14 protein-coding genes are annotated in these 22,604 nt (G+C 46.5%); 2 read left to right on the plus strand and 12 right to left on the minus strand.

Features of this window, described 5'->3' with window-relative positions; translation table 11 throughout:
* Positions 1 to 42 precede the first annotated feature (42 nt).
* The 3 genes from FS628_RS01605 to FS628_RS01615 form a co-directional block, all read right to left on the minus strand.
* A complete protein-coding gene (locus FS628_RS01605; RefSeq protein WP_145318066.1) occupies positions 43 to 336 on the minus strand; it encodes a hypothetical protein in 294 nt (97 codons plus the stop codon).
* A gap of 74 nt (positions 337 to 410) precedes the next feature.
* The gene (locus tag FS628_RS01610) at positions 411 to 1,514 is read right to left on the minus strand and encodes a saccharopine dehydrogenase family protein (protein WP_145318069.1); all 1,104 of its coding nucleotides are present in this window, start codon (positions 1,512 to 1,514) and stop codon (positions 411 to 413) included.
* The gene (locus tag FS628_RS01615) at positions 1,498 to 2,205 is read right to left on the minus strand and encodes a class I SAM-dependent methyltransferase (protein ID WP_145318072.1); all 708 of its coding nucleotides are present in this window, start codon (positions 2,203 to 2,205) and stop codon (positions 1,498 to 1,500) included. Before FS628_RS01615 ends, FS628_RS01610 begins: the two co-directional genes overlap by 17 nt.
* 128 nt (positions 2,206 to 2,333) lie before the next feature.
* Between FS628_RS01615 and FS628_RS01620 the strand changes: the two genes are divergently transcribed.
* Entirely contained in the window at positions 2,334 to 3,443 is a 1,110-nt protein-coding gene (locus FS628_RS01620; protein ID WP_260870899.1) for a helix-turn-helix transcriptional regulator, read from the plus strand.
* Positions 3,444 to 3,623: 180 nt separating this feature from the next.
* On the opposite strand, the gene FS628_RS01625 is transcribed toward FS628_RS01620, so the two are convergent.
* The 9 genes from FS628_RS01625 to FS628_RS01670 form a co-directional block, all read right to left on the minus strand.
* A complete protein-coding gene (locus FS628_RS01625; RefSeq protein ID WP_145318078.1) occupies positions 3,624 to 5,066 on the minus strand; it encodes a glycosyl hydrolase family 28 protein in 1,443 nt (480 codons plus the stop codon).
* A gap of 100 nt (positions 5,067 to 5,166) precedes the next feature.
* Complete coding sequence (locus FS628_RS01630) at positions 5,167 to 6,741, minus strand: extracellular solute-binding protein (RefSeq protein WP_186327685.1); 1,575 nt, start codon at positions 6,739 to 6,741, stop codon at positions 5,167 to 5,169.
* 78 nt (positions 6,742 to 6,819) lie between these two features.
* A complete protein-coding gene (locus tag FS628_RS01635; RefSeq protein WP_260870900.1) occupies positions 6,820 to 7,692 on the minus strand; it encodes a carbohydrate ABC transporter permease in 873 nt (290 codons plus the stop codon).
* Positions 7,693 to 7,721: 29 nt separating this feature from the next.
* A complete protein-coding gene (locus tag FS628_RS01640) occupies positions 7,722 to 8,696 on the minus strand; it encodes an ABC transporter permease (RefSeq protein WP_145318085.1) in 975 nt (324 codons plus the stop codon).
* Between the two features lie 231 nt (positions 8,697 to 8,927).
* On the minus strand, positions 8,928 to 11,144 hold the full coding sequence (locus FS628_RS01645) for a helix-turn-helix domain-containing protein (RefSeq protein WP_186327686.1): 2,217 nt from the start codon (positions 11,142 to 11,144) through the stop codon (positions 8,928 to 8,930).
* A 305-nt stretch (positions 11,145 to 11,449) separates the two neighbouring features.
* Positions 11,450 to 13,114 (minus strand): RICIN domain-containing protein, encoded by a 1,665-nt coding sequence (locus tag FS628_RS01650; RefSeq protein ID WP_145318090.1) that lies wholly within the window; start codon positions 13,112 to 13,114, stop codon positions 11,450 to 11,452.
* Positions 13,115 to 13,133: 19 nt separating this feature from the next.
* Positions 13,134 to 17,405 (minus strand): discoidin domain-containing protein, encoded by a 4,272-nt coding sequence (locus FS628_RS01655; protein ID WP_186327687.1) that lies wholly within the window; start codon positions 17,403 to 17,405, stop codon positions 13,134 to 13,136.
* A 333-nt stretch (positions 17,406 to 17,738) separates the two neighbouring features.
* Positions 17,739 to 18,626, minus strand: a complete 888-nt coding sequence (yidC, locus tag FS628_RS01660) for a membrane protein insertase YidC (RefSeq protein WP_145318096.1) — start codon at positions 18,624 to 18,626, stop codon at positions 17,739 to 17,741.
* Positions 18,627 to 19,005: 379 nt separating this feature from the next.
* Positions 19,006 to 20,625, minus strand: coding sequence for a DUF4153 domain-containing protein (locus tag FS628_RS01670; RefSeq protein ID WP_145318099.1), 1,620 nt, complete (start codon positions 20,623 to 20,625; stop codon positions 19,006 to 19,008).
* A 135-nt stretch (positions 20,626 to 20,760) separates the two neighbouring features.
* Here FS628_RS01670 and FS628_RS01675 point away from each other — a divergent pair, with 135 nt between their 5' ends.
* A complete protein-coding gene (locus FS628_RS01675; protein ID WP_145318102.1) occupies positions 20,761 to 22,560 on the plus strand; it encodes an ABC transporter substrate-binding protein in 1,800 nt (599 codons plus the stop codon).
* The last annotated feature ends 44 nt before the right edge of the window (positions 22,561 to 22,604 follow it).

Here is a 22,604-nt window from a genome sequence, read left to right on the forward strand (position 1 = left end):
TCCATATCCGAGGGTAAGCCTTTACGTAACGGCAAGGTCAAGTCATTTTAATTTTTGGTTCGTCATCTTTCTGAAACTTTGTATAAAGGGTTTAGGATCGATTTCGACCATATACGGATATACTCCTGTGCTCGTATGCAGATAGAAAAATCCACCTTTGTCACCCATACGGCGAAATGACATGTCAAACACTTCCGTGATGTTGAACTCGCGGTATTTGGTCACAATTTTATCTGAATACAGAATCATGGAGCGGGCATTCATCTCAATCTCTTGGGCGAGACCCGTCACTTCTCTCTGTACTTTGTAATAAGGTAATACAGCAACGCAGTTCATGATCTCCCTCCATTCATGTCATGATTATTGTTACATCATAGCAGATCAGAGGGTACCAGCAAAAGAACTTGAAACTAGGTGATCTTGGTCGTCACGCTTAGCGGTGTAGGAAGTGCATCCTGAATGTCCTGCAAAGAGAGACACTGTTCAATATGAAACACACCATGAGGTAACTCTGACTCTGTTCTATATACGCGTTCGGCCACCGCTGCTGCCACGGCCGCTGTTGCATCTGCTTCCTTGTCGCCAACAAGCAGTTGTTCGACGCGGACTTGTTCACCATTTTCCCAACCTACGGCATCAACCTTGACCGCATACATTGGCTCTCCTCCGGGAATAAGGCCAAATGCCTTGACTGTTCCATTGCGAATAGACGGGATGCGGAGCAACGAAAACAACCCTGCACGTTTGGAGATTGCCATGGTTGTCGTGATCCAACGGGAGTCCAGACAGAGTCTGGTAGATACGGTTGGAATACGTAACGTTCGAGCAACCACGTGCTGATCCGAAAAGTTAAATCGGTATGCCTTCCGGTTCCCCAGTTCTGCTCCAAAATCAATCCTTTTCCCATCTCCGAAACTTTGTACCTCAGCAGGCTTGCCTTTTTGCATCACCTGGTAGGTGGCATTCATCTGATCAACGGTCCACTCTACGGCAGCTTTTCCGTGCTTCTCTCCAAGTCCCAGCATTACGGTAATGTCTGCTTCCTCCACCTGATCCATATGCATGGTCGCTTCGCGCACAAGCAAATTAGTCACTCCGGGTGATAATCCAACGCTGAGTATCGCGGTCGATTTGGAACGTTGCATTTTGGTGTGCAGCTGTTCAACTTGAGCGAGAAAATCATATTTTGCAGAAATATCAATATAGTCGGTTCCGGCTTGTGCGCAGGATTCAACGAACCGGGTATCACTCTGATCCACACACATGATTACCAGCTTCACAGGCCGTAACATGGATAGTTCTACAGGTCGTGTTACATCCAGTTGAAGCGGCAACACAGCACCACCCGTGGATCGGCTGAATTCTTCCGCACGGTTCATACGTGTACCTGCTGCCCATACTTTACCCGGGAATAAACGTCCCATCTGAGTACATATCATCTGCCCCACTTGGCCATACCCACCAACCACCCAGATCTGATCTTTCACAGACTTTACGCTAGTTTCGACTTGCATAATACCCCTCCACCCAGAACGCCCCGAAGTAACGTGTAATATGTGAAAAACCGCATTCGTTAAGCAGCTGAGTCATCTCTTCAGATGTTATGGGATCGGATTCACGGCCCAAGGAAGCAGCAAAGTGCTCCCACTCTTCAGGAAGGACGCCAGCACTCAGCATGTGATCCTTCCAAGCTTGCATTATCACAGGATACGCAGGTGAACGAAGATCGGCATTAACAGCCGCAATGATTAGTGGGGCACCCGGTTTGAGTCTTGCTGCAAGACTGGTAAGAAACGTTCTCTTGGCCTCCATCCCCTGAAGAAAATGCAACATGAGCATGCTTGTCGCCCCATCATATAAAATATCCTCCGCCAATTCTTCAACCGTGACAGGTTGCAGTTTCACTCTGGAGCCAATGCCCGCTTCTGCGATTCGACTCTCGGCAAGTTGAAGCATAGGTTGTGACGGATCTACTCCAGTCAATGTCCATTCAGCATGGCGTTCTCCAAGCAGAGCAATCTCTTTCCCCCCTCCTGCTCCGGCAACAAGTATATGGATATCGTTGTTATCCGCAAATGATGCTGTAAGCAGCCTTTCCATTAGATCATGCATATGAGAATAACCCGGAATTTTCAGGGCTATCGATTGTTCGTAACGATGAACATCTGCCGTTTCCCAGCTCATCGGTGATGGATTGTGATTCATGGATACTGCACTCCCTCTTGAATTGAAGTTAGACTTGACTCGTTGTTCGTCTAATTTCATTATAGAAGGATACGCCGAGCCTACAATCCCAGATCTATGGGATATACGCATAGAGAGGAGATATCTTGTTGACATCACGTATTGATCGGAACCACAGACTTATCACTTCTCTTGAAAAAGGAACCTGGACCTCGCGTACCTACCGGGAAGCGGTTCTCAAGCAGATCCATACGGTTGTACCTTACGATGCGTACTGTTTCACTACCGTTGATCCGCTGACTCTTCTTTCCACAGGAGCTGTGACAGAAGATGGCATTGAAGCCATTCATGATCGGTTATTCATCAATGAATACATGGAAGAAGATATACATAAGTACGCTGAATTAATTCGCAGCGGTGAACATACAGCTACACTCCACACATCCGTGAACGCACAGCCTGAACAAAGCCCACGTTATATCAACATTCTTCAGCCAGCGGGGTTCGGTGATGAACTGCGCGCTGTATTGGTTAATGGAGACGCTTGTTGGGGATACCTGACCCTGTATCGAAAGGCAGAGAACTCTGTCTTTACAGAGGAGGAAAGGCTGATGATTCAGACCTGGACCGCTTCTATTGCATCCATGCTGCGGTCCACCAGTCTGACACTGATGGATGAGATCACGAGCAGCAGTCCCGAGGAACCAGGCATTCTGATCACCACGGATACGTTCCAACTCATATCCTTGAACGCCCCGGCTGACTATTGGCTGTCCCAGTTACGTATGCTGGAACATGTAGGGCCAGACGTCCTGCCCCGTCCGGTACGTGCAGTGAGTTCCCACTTGCAGCGCAAGAATCAGGCAGAACTGGTCTTGGGTACTCAGAGTGCACCCGACTCACCCTCCAAAGTTTGCATACAACTTCCGGATGGGCGTTACCTCATACTTCATGCCAGTCTCATGCAACAGTTCGTGGGACCGGACCAGATTGCCATCCGCCTGGAGCAGGCAATGCCGCAGGATTTGCTGCCCTTGCTCGCTGAAAGCCATGGATTATCCAGTCGAGAGCGGGAACTGCTCGGTTATGTACTGCGCAGCTATTCTTCCAAAGAGATTGCTGCCGCGATGCATATTTCTGTGTACACGGTTCAAGATCATCTGAAATCCATTTTTGCCAAAACCAAAGTATCCTCGCGTCGAGAGCTCATCTGGTATTTCGTATCTCGCTTCCAGCTGTCGGATGAGCCTGCTATATAAAGCCTGACAGGTAAGTAATTCACTCTACAGTTCCAACTCACTTGGGTTACCAAAGCAAAAAAAGCCACCATTCAGGCGACTTCTTAAGCGACGATATTCTTGTGCTTTGGGGTCGCTTGCTTATTTTCCCCGTGAGCGGATAAGCGTGCGAATGCTCCATTGGACAGATCAAAATCACACTTATGTTGGCTTCACTTCCACTTCATTAGTATGAGGTCCGAGAATAACATCTCTCTCCATTGAGAAATGTTCCCCATTAACAGTTACATTCTCAAATCTCACGTTCTCTACCTTCCGCGCTTCATCGTAGCCTTCGATATGGGATGGATTCAGACAACTTCCGTTATACGTAATATTTTTGAAAAGAATATCCCGGATCTGTTTCCCCGGAGCAGGATTGTATTTTGGGTTTTGCAGTACTCTCACATTGAACAGTTCACCCAATTCGAAAGGTTCAATGCGGATATTCTCATACACTACGTTCTGTACCGTGTTATTGTCTCCGGCATTGATCGCAAGACATCCCCAGTAATCCGGCTGTGGTTCGTGATGCTCTAGGATATCAATATCGCTGAATATAATATCCTCAATCACATCTCCATCTCCTTCATAGTTACCATGTGTGCCTATATTGGCTGGGTGCGCTACATCTGCCCACAAGATCGAACGGGTAACACGAACCCTTCGGGTATCGCCTCGATATTCATCCCTTGAAGCATAGATCGCAATACAGTCATCAGAAGTACGCAGAAATACACTGTCGATGTTCACATCTGAACAGGCCATCATGTCAATGCCATCCGACCAGCCACGTGTACTAAAAGTTTTTATATTGCAAATATCTATAGACTCCGATTGACCAATCAGGACCGTATAATGGGGCGGATCGATGATCGTGATGCCTTCAATGGATATATTTCGGGCATAACTGATTTCCACCCCACGATAAAAGGTCGTTTTCTCAAAATCGGAAAGGTACAGAATTCCTCTGCCACGAATGACCACGTCCTCCACGCGGCTACAAATAAATCCTCCATAGATTACTGCGCCACCGGCGATATAGATCATAGTATTCGAAGGTACCTCTAAACGGGACGTATCGAAATGATGGAGACCGGGTTGAAAGTATATCACTTTGGATCTCACTGCTAAACTCATATCTGCCAAATTCCCCAGAATATCTGCCATGTTATGCAATCCCGGTTCAATCGGCAGGACACCATCATCCGAAACCTGCGGGACATCCTGCTCCAGAGCATTAGCAAAAATGTGCAGATTGTGGAATCGATCTCCGTTCACTTCCAAGGATAGCTGCTGCGGTCCGTCAAGATGAAGCAACATACGGTTTGCTCCCCACTCACAGCTTAATCCTGTTGAGATTGGGCGGATGATCGCCGCCTGAACACTCCCTTCATTCTTTACAATCTCCAGTTCCACCGGTCCAGAACAATCAAACGTTACCATCGATGCATTGCGGACGTCATGCATATCGACCTTCACATTGTAGCTGAACAAGGGCTGCCACTCCCCATGCGGCTTACGGACACTCACGGTGAAGTCCGGGTTGACTACGGCACCCGTCGGGTCCGGATAAATTACTAAATGGGTATTTACAGTCTGCATATCCGTTCTCCTCCATCCCTAGAGATGAGCCGGTTAGCAGATGAGCACCGTTCCAAGGTTCATCTGCTAACGATCTTACCATCATCCCTGAAAGTCATTTTTATTTACTGCGTTCCTCGTAAATCTGCTGAGCTTCATCCAGTTCCGACTGTCCCCCGGAGTTCAGCCACTGTGACCGGAAATCATCAAAATCTTTGTCTGTATTCGCTTCACCAGAGATCGCTTTAATATAATATTGAGCCTGTAGTGTGTTCAAAATGGCCTCATATTGGGCTTTGGTCTTCATCACCGTCGACTGCATCAGATCACTCAGGACGGTTACACCTTCCACATTCGTCAACTTTTCTTTGAAAGCCAGTTTTTCAGGAGAATAGTGATGCTTCATCATGGAGCTCACTTTGGCACCGAATGGATTATAGAAACCTGCACCCAGTTCATTCATTAACTCCGTACCCGCCGCCGCTTCCGTAACGACCGCCAATTCACCTTCCAGATTATAGGAGTTCCCTTTTTCGCCAAACACTGTCGTCAAGTAGCCTTCCATATCGGTCGTGACATACTCCAGAATTTGCAAAATTTTAATTCGTTTGGCGTCATCCTTCTCAAGCTGCGCTCCAAACAACAACGGAGGTTGTAAAGCTCCGTTCGCCATCGCATACTTCTTGCCGTCCGGTCCAGAGAACGGAACACCGGGAACAAGTTCAATGCCTTTATCCTTGGAGATCAGGCCAAAGTATCCATCATCATACAGATGGTGCCACATTCCGGTTTCAATGATCCCGGTACGCAGGCTGACAAATTTGGTTTGAATCTCGCTATTGCCATCGGTGATGAATTCGGGATCAATAATGCCCGCCTTATACCATTCATTTAGCAGTTTCAGCGCATTGCGAGCTTCCTCTGTAATTGCGCCATAAGTTACTTTGCCATTCGCGTCCAGTTTGAACTGGTACGGAGCTACTCCATAAGCTGCGAACACCGTATTGAACAGCTGTGCCTGGGCATCTTTGCCTCGTCCGGTCAAGCCGTACGTATCTTTTTTACCGTTGCCGTCCGGGTCATTATTCATGAATTTGGTCAGCACATCCTCAAGCTCCGCAAGATCCTTTGGCGGTTCATTGTAGCCAATAGCTTTCAGCCATTGTCCGTTGTATGCGGGAATAAAACCAGTTGCACCTTCCCCCCATACCTTGGGAACACCCCAATTCTTGCCGTTGTATGTACCTGGGTCCCATGCATTTGGATCAACGCTCTCCACGTCCGCCGTGTATTTAGGCATGTATTGCTTGATCTCTTCTTGGGATACACTCGCAAGGATGCCTTGATCTGCCCATTGCACCACATCGCCTACAGTGCCGTCCACGGAAATAATGTCCGGGATCTGGCCGGAAGCCAGCATGACGTTGAATTGTTCTTTCCAGGTTGCTGTTTCGAAGGAGATATTCTTGAACTTTACATTAAATTTCTCTTCCAGAAACTTCTGTACGTAATTGTTATCGGCTTTAGGGATATTCCAGTTGTTTGCGATTGAAATTTCAATTGGCTTTTTATTAGCTCCATCTGAAGTTTCACCTGTACTGTTATCAGTAGTCGCACCACCACTGCAACCGCTTATAAGTAATGAAGCCGACATCACTAGGCCCAACATACCGGTAATGAATCTCTTTTGTTTCATCTCTGAATTCCTCCCTTTTGATCTAACTATTCGCATATTTGAATCAAGACGCCCTGAGGCAGCTTGAATGAATCCGTGTTATCCTTTGAGCGAACCAACCATCGTTCCTTTTACGAAGTACTTTTGCAGAAATGGATACACAATAATAATGGGCAGCGCCGTAAACATTAGTGTAGCGGCTTTGATCGGTTCCTGATAACCCAATTCCGAACCCTTAACGTCTGCCGCGAACATGGATAGATTCTCTCCTGTGATTACCACTCGTCTCAAGAACGTCTGAAGCACTTGCTTGGAAGGGTCCTGAATATATAACACTGCGTCAAACCATGCATTCCAATGCCCTACCGCAGACCATAGCGATAACGTGGCGATAACAGGCATTGATAACGGGAGAACCAGCTGAAACAGAATACGCAGATCGTTCGCCCCGTCGATTTTGGCTGAATCCTCCAGCTCATCAGGTATGTTCTGAAAGAAATTTCGCAGAATCAGCATGGAGAACGTGCTAATAAGTCCCGGGATAATGTACACCAGCCGCGAATCCAGCAGCCCCAGCGATTTGATCAGGAAATAGGAAGGGATCATCCCCCCGCTAAAGAACATCGTGAACACAATTAACATCGTATACACATTGCGATGCGGCAAGTATTTGCGGGATAGCGGATAGGCCCCAAACGACATGAACAGGATCGAGCAAACGGTCCCCACCACGGTACGAAAAACCGTGTTTCCGAACCCCATCCAGATATCCTGGTTACCCAGTACCTTCTCCCAGGCAAAAAATGATACCTGCTGTGGATACAGATGGATACCCAACCTCAATGCTTCTGCCGGCGTACTGAACGAAATCGAAAGCATATGGACAAACGGATACAGCATGACAATACACAAGATAATCATGAACGTAATCAAACAAGCCTGAAAAAGGTTACTGCCCCTGCTATGCTTCACTGCCTTGTCCTCCAATCTGGTTATTCTGTTTAGAAGAGCCCCTGCTGTCCAAACCTTTTAGCCATATAGTTCGTTGCCAGTACCAGCGCAAAAGCAATCACATTCTTGAACAAACCGACGGCTGTCGTCAAGCTGAACTGGAAATTCTGCAAGCCTACCCTGTAAACATAGGTGTCCAGAATATCAGCCACACTATAAGTCGCAGGTGAATAGAGGTTCAAAATCTGGTCAAAGCCAGCATCGAGTACATTGCCAATGCGCAGAATAAACATCAGTACAATGACCGGCATAATTGTCGGAAGCGTAATACTGAGGGTCTGCCTCCAGCGACTCGCTCCGTCCATCACAGCAGCCTCATACATCTCGGGTTGTACACCTGCAAGCGCGGCCAAATATATAATCGTGCCCCAGCCGACTTCTTTCCAGATCGCCGAAATGACCAGTGTTGACCGGAAATGATTCGGATCTCCCAGAAAATAGACCGACTCCAATCCCACAAGCTGGAGCAGGTAATTGACTACACCAGACGATGGAGATAACAGTGTAATTAATATCCCAGAGAGAATAACCCAGGAGAAAAAATGCGGCAGATAGGTCAACGACTGTGCTACCCTTTTGAAGGCACCTGACCGGATCTCATTAATCAGCAGCGCGAGTATAATCGGCGCCGGGAATCCAAACAAAATATGCAAAAAACTGATGACGATCGTATTCTTCAGAATCATCAAAAAATCAGGAGATTGAAAGAACAAAAACTCGAAATGCTTGAAGCCCACCCACGGACTTCCCCAGATTCCATCCATAATTCTGAAATCTTTGAAGGCCAGTTGAATACCATACATTGGGCCGTAAGCAAAGACCGCGTACCAGATCATCACCGGAACTAGCAGCAGAAACAGATATCTGCACTTCTTGTATTCCCTCCATGTTGCTGCCCATTTTGACGGCTGTCCATTAAATATATTTTTTTTGCCTTCCACTTCCGGATTGTGCACCGGGTTCATGATAACTGCTCCTTTCCAACCATCCAAAAATTCCTCAAGCCACACTTCAATCTTAGAATTATGTAAGCGCTTTTTCTATTGCAAGTTCATACGATTCCTTATAAATTCTTTCACGGTTTCTTATAAAATCTAACGAATTCATAAAAAATGACCGCTGCTTGGGTAACATTCGTTAGATGCTCCAAACAACAGTCATATTCACCTTACCTTCTACCTCCATACTTGCTCGTGCTATTCTTTATCCAGAGAGATTGAATCCAGCGCTGCCAGCTGTGAATTCCGATACTGTACAGGCGTTACGCCGTAACGTGATTTGAATTTGCTGTGAAAATACTGAGGATTCCGGTATCCGACTTGCGTTGCAATAACCGACACCGAGAGACGTGGCTGATCACGCAGCAGATCCGCAGCTTTTTCCAACCGCAACCGAGTTACATATTCCGTAAAAGATTCTTTGGTCCCCTCACTGAAAAGTGTAGAAATATAAGCAGGGGCGAGTGAAACCTCCTTCGAGAGGATCTGCAGGGATAACTCTTCATGCAGATGATCTGCAATATACACCTTCAACGTACGAATCACATCCATATGTGCATGGTTACCGGCATACTTTAAATGTTCCGTAATCTGCATGCAGAGTCTACGTATCCCTTCAACCGTATCGATCAGCGTATCCTTTTTCAATTCATCAAAGATATTGGAATGCGGCAGAAAGTGCTGTAACTTCAACTCAAGCACCGATTGATACAATTGCATCATTAATTGCAGCACAGCGAGCTCCGCAGTCTCGATCTGCATATGACCATCCTGAAGAACCTCCAGAAAATGATTAATGAAATCAGCAACCGCCTCCTGATCTCCTGCCTGTAATGCATTTTTGAAATGATCGTATTGAAACAGATAAGGCGCTGTACTCATTTCCAGAACTCTGGAATACGTAACGATAGAATCTTTTCCATATAAAAAATGATATCTGCTTGCCTGCTTGGCCATCTGATAAGAATCGGCGAGCGCTTCTGGGTGGTCTACCCTACTTCCAATAGCCGCTCCAAACCGAGAACCCTGCTCAGCAGAATGCTGAGCTTGCAGCAAATCGGCCATAATATGGTCTTCTGCGTCCTGCTCATCAGGAGAAATATAATAAATCATAGCCGCCTCATTCTCATTCAATGTAACGAAAATGCTATGTAAAGACCGATTCATCTTTTCATAACGCATCTTCAGACCTGCACTGCCCTCCTCTGGAATCCGAAGATAGACGGTGCAATAGTGATATCCCGGTTGAATGAACTGTTCCGCTTCGATCTCCAGGCTCACGCCCAGCAAAAGGTTTTTCAAATCATTTTTTCTGGCTTGGGTTTCGAGGTTTACGATCTTTTCCTCCATCAGATGAAAGGTGCTTCCGATAAAAGCGTACTCATTACCTAAGGACGTGACAGCACTTGATGTGTGTAAACCTTTGATCTGCATCATCAGTCTCTTTACCGGAATGTAGAGTTGTTTGGAGAAGAAGAACGATAGTAGCAAACCAAATAGAACAACTACGCCGCAACTAATTACAAGACTGTTTTTCAACTGTTCAGAGGACAGGACAAACGAGTTCATCGGACGATACATGGCATAAGTCCAATCCTGCTGGGAGTTCGCGGATTCCAGATAAGACAGAACGGCTTTGCCTTCCACTCCTTCTATAATCTGTTCTCCGCTTTGGCGGTTGTGAATGGTATTCTGCAATAGACCACCGAGAGCCTCATTATAATCCCCCGTGTGAAGAAGCTCTTTACCGGAAGAGTCGAAAATATACAACTGATCTGCCGGAGAACTCAAAATTCGGGAAGCCGCTGTTTGCAGATATTCCACCCCTACATCCATAAAGAAATAACCCATGGTTGGCACGCCAGGTGTCTCGTATGGCAGTTTAATCACATAGGTCATCACCTTGCTTCCATCCGCCAAGGTCCGAAACAGCCATTCTTTAGGTTTTACTTCGTTCAGCTTCATAATGAAAGCAGCATCTTCGGATGTATCACTCTTCATATGAAAGTTGCTGGCATCCACGACATAATGATTGGCCGGAAAATAAACGGTAACATTGGTTAGCCCTTCATTTTCAATCCTGTAGAATTCCAGTTCCTGCCGAAAGGATGCAATTCGACTCATATTCCCCTCCCAACTCTTCGTTAACAATAGATTCAAGTTGAAGTTATTCTGAATAAACCGAATGGATAGTGCTTTATTCTGCAGGTTGTCTTCATATTTCTTTAATATCGTCTGCTCGATATAATCCTTGGCGGAAACCAGGCGGTTTTTATTGTCTTTGGCAATCTCATCCTCCATCATTTCATTGGCCTGAGTATACCAATACCCACCCATAATGCCGATCAGAACTACGGACAGAACGGTATATGACAAAATAAATTTGATAAAGATGGTTTTTCTGTATTCAGGCATTTTCATCCATCCCCTTTAGCTTCGCTCATCGTGCACTATCCCGTCCCCACAATAATGTATGCGCTATCATAAATGAGATCAACAATAGTTATTCATATTGCTTAAGCTATCAAAATCATTCTCTAAAATCCAGTATAAAATCTTTAACTTTATTCTAATTTCTTTCAACCCTGTCCCGGACCTGCACTTATCTGGTACAAAACAAAGCAAAAAAATGCCCCAAAGCCTCCTTGTATAGGAACTTCGGGGCATAAACATTGAACACGTGCTTTCTTGCAGACAAGCAGATTCGTCAAAATGTATTATTAGGATGGTTCGAGCTTCCACTGCTGGTTACTACTTAACAAATATCTCCATTGCTGAATCAGAGCTCCTTCTGCCGAAGATGCATTCACCACGTCAGCGGGTTTGTTCGAATGCACAGGAGTGATTCGATAATAACCCTGCCCTGTAGGAATGAAGGCAAACCTCTGATTATCACCGCCATTATTGCTCCACAATTGAAAGTTGGCCCCATGACTCAAGGCACCGCTTGCTACATCCAGCGAAAGCCCGCTCTGTACATTTTTGATACTGTATTGGCCACCGCCAAGATGAGTCACGTTCCACTTTTGATGGGTTCCCCCGGTATAAGTCGATTTTCGAACTTGTGCACCACTTGAAGTACCGGCTGCTTCCATCACTTTGCCATCAAGACGCACAGTAAATCGGTACGTGCCATTAGCTATATTCCCATTGGGAAGTGTGGCTGAGCCACCACTCCCCGCTGGCCTGGTATAAAGAAGTGTTCCAAATCCAAGCTGATCAAAAGTTGAAGGATATGCGGTATTCGGGCCTGCCTCTGGTCTCATCAGGTTGGCACGAGCAGCAATGTTGGGAACGGATAGCCCCTTGCGTTGTGCATAGTGGTTATAGATCATCTCCCAAACCGGACGGTACTCGTTACGGCCCGCACTCGAAATCACAGTCTGGGTCTGAACAGCGCCGTTCGTTCCAGAGCCCCATTCATAGGTCGCAAAAGGGACATTATCCTCTCCATTGTTATACTTGGCAACGTATTCGGCAGCGCGCAGGAAGCGATTGTTCGCCCATCCATACAGATCTTCCCCTTGATTCCATGCCATTTCATTGATTGCACCCATCAATCCAATCCCTAATATCGTGTGTGCCTGGTCACGTCCGGATTCCTGCCATTGTGCAAGCCCGTTCGGATGCAGGAAAGGAATTGCGTTATAGATGGATCCGTTTCCGCTACCGTGCTTCAAATATTCAATTCCCACCTCATAGATGTCACGGCGGTCACAGAAAATACCAATCGCAACCGTAGCCGCCATGTTGCTTAGATCCCAGTTCGCCCAGTAATTCTGGATATAGGCGTCGTTGTGATCTCCGCCGAATTCATTGCCAATAAGAAAGCGTTCATTAAGCGGCTTGTAAAATACATTCAACAGCATATTTTGCATCTGTGTCACATTGAATCCAGGATAATCCCGCATGATCTCTGCTGCGTTAGCCATCTGATATCCGTACAACCCGGAAGCCAAATAACGGTCAGCATTACCGGTGAGTGTCGTTAGCGTCCCTGACCATGCATTCAGAATGTCACGTGCGGTATCGCCGTTAGCCGTATTACCACTGATTTTCCATCGTAAAGCATTCTGATATGCACGGGCAATATCGTTATACAGCAAGGCTACATTATCGCCCGTCCCCCCTCGGATAATCGTAGCGGTCGCATGCGGGGTCCAACCAGACTGTGAAAGCGGACTGTTCAGCAGCTGATTCCATCCATCCAAATAAGGCTGCTCACCTGAGTCTACCATCTGCTGCATGCGGTTGAAATCAGCCTGTGTATGCAGCAAACCAGGGTGAGTGAATTCAGCTGCTGCTTCTGCTTTTGCCACAAAACCAAAACCGAATATCCCCATACACAGACTGAACAACATGGTAACAATCAACGTTTTTTTCATCCTGCAACAGCACCTCCTTTCATCCTTCTTCGTTCGTTTCCGTCTGGATAACCAGTGCCTGTATCGCTTGTAGCAGCTCGTTAGCTGCGGAATCAATCTGTGTTTGGGTGCTGTCAGCATCTTCCGCTATTTCCGTGGCCAGTGATTTGGCCGCCAACATGGCGGTAAAACCAGTCTCGTCATAGATTTCTGCCTGTAAGGTGTCCGCTTGTTCCAGTAGCATGACTAGCAGTGTCAGGTCTGTGGGCTTGCTGTACAATTCCAGTTCCGCCACGTTGGCATAACCGCCCGGTGAATAATACCTCAGATAACGGAACGCTGTATCGTTGGTTATCGAAGCCGTATGCCATTGGACGCTACTGATCCCACTGATGGTATACAAATCGGTGTAATGCGTGCCGTCGTTAGATCCCTGTAGAATAGCTCCGTTAACACGCGTAATTTCTGAAGTCTTACCATTTCTCGGATAAAACTTGAAGCTCGACAATGACTCGGCCTGATTTTCTCCTAAATCAATATCAATCCATGATACAGCATCCATGGTATCGGTAAACGTGTCGACATTACTGTCCACGGCACGCCAACCATTCTGCTCTTTGGTCCCCTTGTTCTGATAGACTGGCGTGGAGGCCGTCACCATGGAAGGCGTTACGGTAAGCTTCTGTGCAGGCAGGGAAGATAGAGAGACAAGCTGCTCTTGAACCTGGTACAACTCCTCCAGCAAAGCGGGCCGATCAGATGCAGGATTGTTGAAGAGTTCTCGAATGCGCTCAACCTCTTGCATGTATTGGTAATAGCTTCCCTTCGTATATCCATCGGGGCTAACTACCTTGGAATCGATGCTGCGAATATCATATTTTCCGTACAATTCCACTTCTGCCAAATTGCCGTTCCATGCAGCGCTGTTGTAAATTCTCAGGTATCGGTAAGCATCATGATCGATTATTTTGTCCCCGCCAATGTAAGTCCACTTGCCTTCTGCTGTTCCTGTGACGGCTGCAATCAAGTTCGTCCAGCTGTTATTGTCGTTCGAACCTTGCAGGACCACTCCGTTCATTCTTGCGGGATAGGAGGCTCTGGGCATTAGCATTATATCGTTCAGCGTTACGGATACATCTGGTCCAAAGTCCAACGTATAGTAGGCTCCGGCACCAGTTGCCAGATCGCCAAAAGTACCTGTATTGCCATCGAACAATAGATACCCTACCTGTTCCTTGCTCAGTCCGCCTGTACCATACTGTTTATCTGAAGCTGTTACGGTGGCCAGCCTGGTTACATCGAGGAGCTTGGATTGGTTCACCAAGTACAGCGAAGATTGATCCGTCGTGAAGATAGCAGGACCTGCGGACAGTCCATTAGCTGTCTTATAATCGATGGCAAACCGAATAGGACCTGTAGGCGCAAGATTATCCATGACCGCAGATGCCGTCCAGTTCAGTTGATCCATCGAATGCACGATTGCCTCATGACCTTGAATCACTGCCTGCACATCATGAATCGGCTCACTGGATTCAAAGGTCAGAATAACCGTATTGCCTGCATCAACTCGATTCTGTACGCTCTGGGGAGAGCTTATTGAGAGCGATTGAAGTTTATTATTCGTTTCATGGCGTTCTCCAAATATTCTGAATTCGGACAACTCCAGCATCGTACTGGATGGCTCAATCATCTGAATCTTGAAGAAACGGAAAGGCGTATTTCTGTGACCTTCGCTAACTTCAAGTGTCTGCATATCTTCAGATACGACGGTCAACCCTGGCGTTAGCCGTGTCCATGTTTCATTATCATTAGAACCAAAAAACGCAGTACCGCCGATCCGCTCGGGGAAGCTTGCCCTTACCTGAAGGGAGAAAGCATCCGCAGTCACTTTATAATCCGGTCCAAAATCCATGGTGTGTGTCAAATTGACGGCGTTACCGTAAAATGCAAAGCTCCCCGCGTAATTATCCAATAAATTCAGCGTTTCGTTGTAGAAGGTTGCGGCAGCCAGCATATGGGAATAGTCCATACTTCCATCCTGAAGCTGTGGTGTTAATTCTTGGAGACCAACTACCGCAGCTCTCAACTCCACCAGCTTTTGCAAAAACTCATCATCTGAAGCCGTTGCTATTACGTCCATGACATCAGCATATATGCTATTGTAGTGTGTTAAACTCGCCGATACATAGCTGGTTTCCGGGTTATAGGCAGCAATCACTGCGGCAACGGCAGACGAACGGTCAGCACTCACGATGACCTTGACTTCTTTCGCAGTGATGGTGGTCCCATCCGTCGCTTCTACCACTATGGAATAGGTGCCGACCTGCTCCGGCTTCCACGAAAAAGCACCTGTACTTTCGTCAAACGCAGCCCCCTCAGGCTTATGATTGATCTGGTAAGTGACGCTGTCACCTGCGCCTGCATCCGTGGCAGTAAAATCGTACTGCAATGCTGCATTTGACCCGACATACGTATACAAATCAAGAGAGGTTCCGCTATCGTTAAAGACAGGTGGCGTCAGCTGTTCACCCGCTTTTAGATGTATGTGATCCATATCCACTACAGTGCCCGCTCCCTGAATTTTGAAATACGTCAAATCACTTAGACCTCGCAGGTTGTGCATGGTATAGGATACATATTTCCACTGCCCCTTGGTATCCGGCAAAATCAAAGGAGCATCATGCCACCCATTAATCACGAGCTTAGCTGTACCATTCGTCCGAATCCGCAGACCTATGGTTTTGACGGGAGTGCTGGTGCTGACGACGGAGAATCGACTCCCCTCTTCCGTGGCTGTAATCTCTACAAAGGATGTTTCACCCTCTTGTTTTATCTCGGAATGTGAATCCAGACTTGTAGCCCGGTGTTCGATTTCATTCCAATCCGCATTCGTCGATACTTTTGGAAGTGTTGTTGCTCCCTCAGTTGCTGCTTCTTCGGGGATAAACATCCAATAATCAGCGCCTCCATCCGGAGATTCCCAATAGAAAGGCAGTCGCTTCTTAAACATATCGGCATAGTATGGAGCTTTCTCTTCCATATCTAGGCCTACCGCATATTTGTAATAATAGTAGAGACCATATACGTTGCCGCCAATACGTCCTCTGTACCCTTCAGCCAGCTCTTTATAGATAATGGTCGGATTGCCATCGGCATCCGTATGAGCCGCCACTGGTGTCCATGGCGTATCATGGCCCAGCATGAACTGTGCAAAATAATCGGCCGCTTTCAATATCCTTTGATCCAGATATTCGTAGGCATTGACCGCATTCTCCGCAGTGGACACCGTTCCTGCGACTGGATCGACCTTGGTTTCCTGTGCTTCCAACAGGCGGGCCAAGATCTCCACATTGGTGAGATCCCCAGCGCCATGGGCCTGATCCCTGCCCATCTCCACATGTTGCACTCTCGGTGGAACCACTGCTTCACCTGTCACAATATTAGTATGCACCCATCGGAATAACTGCTTAATCGAGCCATTTTGCCCTTGATCCACAGCGGTCTCATTCACGGTAAACCATTCCACGCCCTCATTGTAACGGTCACGGTTTCCTGTAAATATATATCCCGACATTGCTCCAAGGAGCGGATACAAATGCTGGTTCATAAAATACCCGTTGTGATGCTGGAATGTATCAATGACCGGATAGATGAGATTATTGCTAAAATCGGCTGTGTCCTGGTCTGTCCACTCCAGGTCTTGCGTTGTAGTGCTGGTATATCTTAAAATCTCTGCTGCTGTCACCATCCGATTCAGCGGAATTCCAGTGTGAATATGCGAATCGGTGAAATAGCTGTATTTTGCCGGGTCCATCTGAGACCAGATTCGGATGATGCCCATCGCGTTAGCTCTGTACACATCTTCCCCTGTTACATAGTACATGATGGCCTGCGTGTAGGCCTTTAAGCTGTCCGCAATAAATTTGGAGTTAAAGGATTGACTGTTAAAATCCACGCTGCCAGGCTTTGTCGGATCCGCACTGCTCTGATTGCTGGACGTAACGTTCCTAGATGCAGTTGGAGAATCTGTCATTCGATTGAAATAACTGTACCACGGCTCTTGCTTTGCCAGCACCTGTGTGCGCATATTCTCAAGAATGTCCTTGGTGAGCCCAATTCCCGGATGTTTGAAACCGTTTGCATCAATTTCCACATGAATCGTTGGCAGATATTCTGCTGACGTATTCTCATTCACAGACGCCTCACCTGATACCGGATAAGGATAAGCCATTGCAACCAAACTAATGATTAGAATAAACATTACAATACACTTGGCCTGGTTTTTCAAGCCGAGCTTTGGCCGAGATGCCATGTACACTCCTCCTTCATGTCGTAGACTTGTGTGGCATTCACTTCGTTTGATTGATGGGTCGTTATTTTCTATATCATTGCAGGATTTCACAAGCTTCGTCCATTGCAAAATCATTCAACTTGTTAAGATATCTTTCAAATCATCCAGTTGGCATGCTTATTTAAATGCATGACTTCGCTATCATAGATGTTTCTGCCCTCTTTCGGACAGGAATGTCTGCTCTCAACACAAAAAGAAGCCTGATCCATATGGATCAGGCTTCTTCATCATGTTTTCCGTGTTCAACAAGTTTCCGTATTCGCATGTTTCCCTAGTCACATTCGACCGATTTTCTTACGACTTTGCAGGTTTCGGAGAAGATTTGGATGAGCCCGTTTTTTTATTCTTTTTCTTACTCACTTCCACTACTACAGGTTCCTGTGGGTGTTCCAACGGGTACATTTTGCGGAACAATAACGTCTGTAGTACCAGGAATGAACCACCAACTGTCCAGTAGAGCGGCATCGCTGCCGGAGCTGTAAGAGAAAAGAATGCCATCATCAATGGGGAGAGATAACCCATAATGGCGAACTGTTTTCGCTGCTCAGGGGCCATATTGGCTTGTGATACCTTGGCTTGAATCAGATATATGACCGCGACCACCACAGCGAGTACGTAGTCCGGCGCTCCCAGTTTGAACCACAGAAACGAGTGGGAGGACAACTCCGGTGTAAGTCGGATAGCCGTGTAAATACCTGAAAGTATAGGCAACTGAATGAGCATTGGCAAGCAACCAATATTCAGCGGATTAAACTTATGTTTCTTGTATAGTTCCATTGTTTCCTGTGACAGCTTTTGCTTATCCGCAGGGTCATTTTTGCCTTCATATTTTTTCTTGAGCGCATCCATCTCGGGTTTCATGGCGTTCATGATAACTCGGGTCCCCTGCTGGGACTTGGCTTGACGCATCATCAAAGGCAACAGTGCCAGACGAATGACAAGCGTAATTACAATAATCGCGATCCCGTAGCTTCCACTAAATATGGTGGCAATGTGCTGAATCAGGTACGACAGTGGAAATACGATATAGTGATTAAAAAATCCCGGTGTCGATGAAGTAATCTCCGACACGTTGTTGCTGCATCCGGCAAGCAGCATGACTGCAAACAATATAGCAATCAGGCCATAGATCCGTCCCTTGCCCGATCTAAAAGTGAATCCCTTGTTGGTCTTGTTTTCCATATATATCCTCCTCGTTGATTTGTTGACCAATCGTTCAACGAGGAATGACAATCTGAATCATCTTCATCGGGCGCTTCTCTTCGTCTGATCATGCGACTCCAGACTTCCTGTCTGTGTTGTCTGTCCAAACTCAAAGCGGGAAGTACTGGTTCAAGTCCACCACCGGCGCTACCTTCCATCCAATACTCTGTCATGCCACAGTGAAGATGGGCGATATAGGCATAACTGACGGTGAAGATGAGTCCAATCGAGAATAAATACGGTAATAGTTCCTGAAGTTCAAACAAGGGATTCACCCCCTTTATAGGTTAGTTTTTATATTATAACACTTACATATTGATTTTGCATAAATCCGCGCTTGAAAATAGCGATTAATCAACTATTCTGTTCTCAATTTGGACAATTCTATCTCGGCTCTGTGTCTCGCTACATTATAAGAAGGCCAGGAACGTTCTGATGAGTACATGTCCAAGTAGGCTTGACGTTCCAGCATTTCTCTCTTGAGATCCGGGTACTCCTTCAGAGCAAACTCTCGAAGTAGCGGAGTTGCATCTGCCGATAGACTCGCCAGGTAGGATGCATCAATACTGCCAGTCTGATGATAACGTTCTATGTTCAATTCGGCAATCCGGTTATCCATTCCCACATAATTGACCGCAACATAGGCAGTGAGTGCCAGTACAATATAGCAGCGGATCAGCGGAATCGACGTGTAGCGTATACGAAGACCAGCGATCAGCAACAAGAGTACCAGAAAGATCATGAATGCGTGTACCAGGAAGCGAATATACGTATATCCATACGCCTGCTCATAGAGATTAAGACGCATGAACGCGGAATACAGCATGATTGCTGAACAACTGACCAGAATCAGAAGGAGCACTTGATGCAGGATTAATCCCGCTTTGCCACTCGGACGAGTATACTGCAAAGCAATAATCAGGATAAAAAAGTTAATCCCCGTGACAAGAACCAATTCTGCGAATCCACTTCTCGCATACTCTGCGTAGGACAGATCCGCCGGGAGATGCCCCTCACCCGCACCGAACAGGTACGAAAATTGTACTAGCACAAATAGAACGTACACGCAGTTGATAACAATCAGCATCGTACCCACAATGATGGGGTCTAATCTGAATGGTTCCCGATGAGTCGGAGTGTGTAGCGTCTCGGGTGTGTTTTTATTCGTAACCTGACCTTTAGTGACCGGGTCCACAGGAGAGAATATATAGGTGTGATCACGCTTATCAACCGTGGGTACTGCTCCATTTTTCCAATGTGCGTTCGCTCTCTTGTCTGCCTCATATTGCATCGGCTGCACGAATCCCCATACATAACCGAAAAACAGTATACCTGCGATGAACACCCAGATCATTCTAGGCAATCCTGGCGTAAAAGCCAGTTGATTCAACCACTCTGGAAAACCGGATAAGTACTGATCGAAAACCCCGTCAGCTGACGACAACAACGCGATGACTACAATAAGGATGGGCAGAGATGCCACAAGGCCAATAAGCACTTTGAAAACAACTGTTTTCTGTGATTTGCCCATGCCACGTCCTCCTGCTTTCACAGCAATGGCCGCAACGGTTCCCCAATGTCGTATGGTCTGTGGCAGCACATGGTCAATAGCCGTTCCGATTAAACCGATCTCCCACCACTGCCTCTGTTTCCTGCCCATCAGATACGTCATATGTAAAATAATAAGACCCGGTACAGACAGAAAATTAAGAACACGCAATAGTTCATTGTCATATAACAGGAATGTTAACGACAGCAACAGTACAACACCCGCCACAAATGCATCAATCCACTGGAAAGACCTCATGCGGTCCCGAGCGAACAGATACATGAAGCTGTAAAAGAGAATTACAAAGATGGGATACGATACGCCAATCTCATTGTCATAGAACAAATACTGGTGAATGATAGCCAGTATCCATGCAGATCCTAGCGTGATGAGTGCGCGCTGTGGTGAAGCCATTATTTTATCAATCATGGGAAAAACCTCCATTAACCTTTCTATGCTTTATTCTAGATGATAAAATAGGAATATAAATAGAAATTAAAATCAATAAAACTTCTTATTTTAGAGAATTACGCCAGAGATCACCTCCAGGAGGGAATCCACACGTTGAAATTACATCAGCAATATCTGCTGTTGCATCGTCATTATGGTCACCATACAGAACATGAACTTACACTCGCCGATCTCGCTGAATTGCTCGATTGTACCCACCGCAATACGTTAACGATTGTCAAAAAGATGGTAGCCCACGATTGGATTCATTGGGTTTCCCAGCGCGGTCGTGGTCGGCGTTCTTCACTGACCTTGCTTGTCCCGGCTGACCAAATCGCCGCAGAATACATGATGCAGGCCATGAATCGCCGGGAATTGTTGGAAGCTGCCGAGCAGGTGAGCGCATTCTCCAGTTCAACAACTATGCAGGATCATCTCAATCAGTGGTTGCTTGGATATTCGGGTCATCATACGGAAGCCGGCACCAATAATGAGCAGATTGATACACTTCGATTGCCTCTCCGTCAACAGCTTCATGCGCTTGATCCGCTATATATCAATTTACTCGCTGAGTCCTTTGTTACCAGTCATGTCTTTGACGGGTTGGTTCAACGGGGGGAACAGGGTGAGATTCTTCCCTGTCTGGCTCATACCTGGGATGTCAGTGAAGATCGGCAGACCTGGATCTTCTATTTACGAAAAGGTATTACTTTTCACAATGGTCAGATGCTGACGGCTCATGATATTGTGCATACGTTCGAACGGCTACAATCCACAGATCGCCGGACACTGTACCGTGATGTAAGTAAACAGATCCTTTCTATTGAAGCGGTTGATCCCTTAACCGTGTGTTTCCAGCTTAAAGACCCTCACGAATTGTTTCTGTCCTTTCTTACAACAAGTCGTGCAGCGATTGTACCTTCACCAGGAAAAAACGAACAGAACATAAAGCATGCAGATGATGTGCAAGGGATGCAGAAACCTGTTGGGACTGGCCCGTTCAAGGTCACCGCATGGGATGATCACTTATGCAGACTTGAAGCATTCACATCGTATTTTCAGGGTAGAGCGCATATGGACCGGGTGGATATTCTGCAGATTCCGTGGAGTACCAAGGCAAAATGGGATGATAGTCAAGATATCGAAACTCCATTTATCCATCTTGTTCATAATCCGTCTTCGTCTGAGGGTGCAGACTGGACACAGATTAGTGCAGGTGTAATGGTCCATAAATTACTCACGTGTAATACGCAAAAAACCGGACCGTTAAACGATCCGGAAGTAAGAGCACACCTTCAGTCATGCCTTGCTGGAATGTATAGAGATAACGGACATGCAGACGAATCTGAAATCACGGTTTTCAATTCTGATGCCGTGAGTACCGGGGCTGTCCACCCAGAGAATTTTAGCGATATACCTATAAGATCCGCTTCCACCAGTCCCATCTCCCTGCACATTGCAACCATTCCACAATATCGCAGGGATGCTCAACATCTGGCGTTCATACTGGAGCAGTGCGGTTTCTCTTGTACCGTCCGAACCGCTACGATGGAGCAGTTCAAAGGAAATCTGCGGCTGGAGTCTGATCTGATTCTCTTCTCGCTGATTCGGGACAGGGATGAAGAACTGCGCAGATATGATCTCTACTCCACGTTGTCTGAGCACCTTGAAGATTCTGCTCGGATGACGATTCATGAGATATTGCAAACCATCGTCGCCTCTCCAATCGCAGCAGATCGAACTTCTGAATTAGACCGAATTGAGCGATTCTTGATTGACCAGAACCTACTGTTCCATTTATCTGAAAAACCGGTAGAGACCGCTTATCTGCCTTCCGTGCGTGGTCTATCTTTTAACAGTCAGGGCTGGGTGAACCTGCGTCATATCTGGTTTCCTTCGCAGGTAATCAAGTGAGACTACAATGTGGACTATGCTAAAATAAACAAAATAATATTAAC

The organism is Paenibacillus xylanexedens (assembly GCF_007676705.1).
In the GTDB taxonomy this organism is placed as follows: Bacteria; Bacillota; Bacilli; order Paenibacillales; family Paenibacillaceae; genus Paenibacillus; species Paenibacillus xylanexedens_C.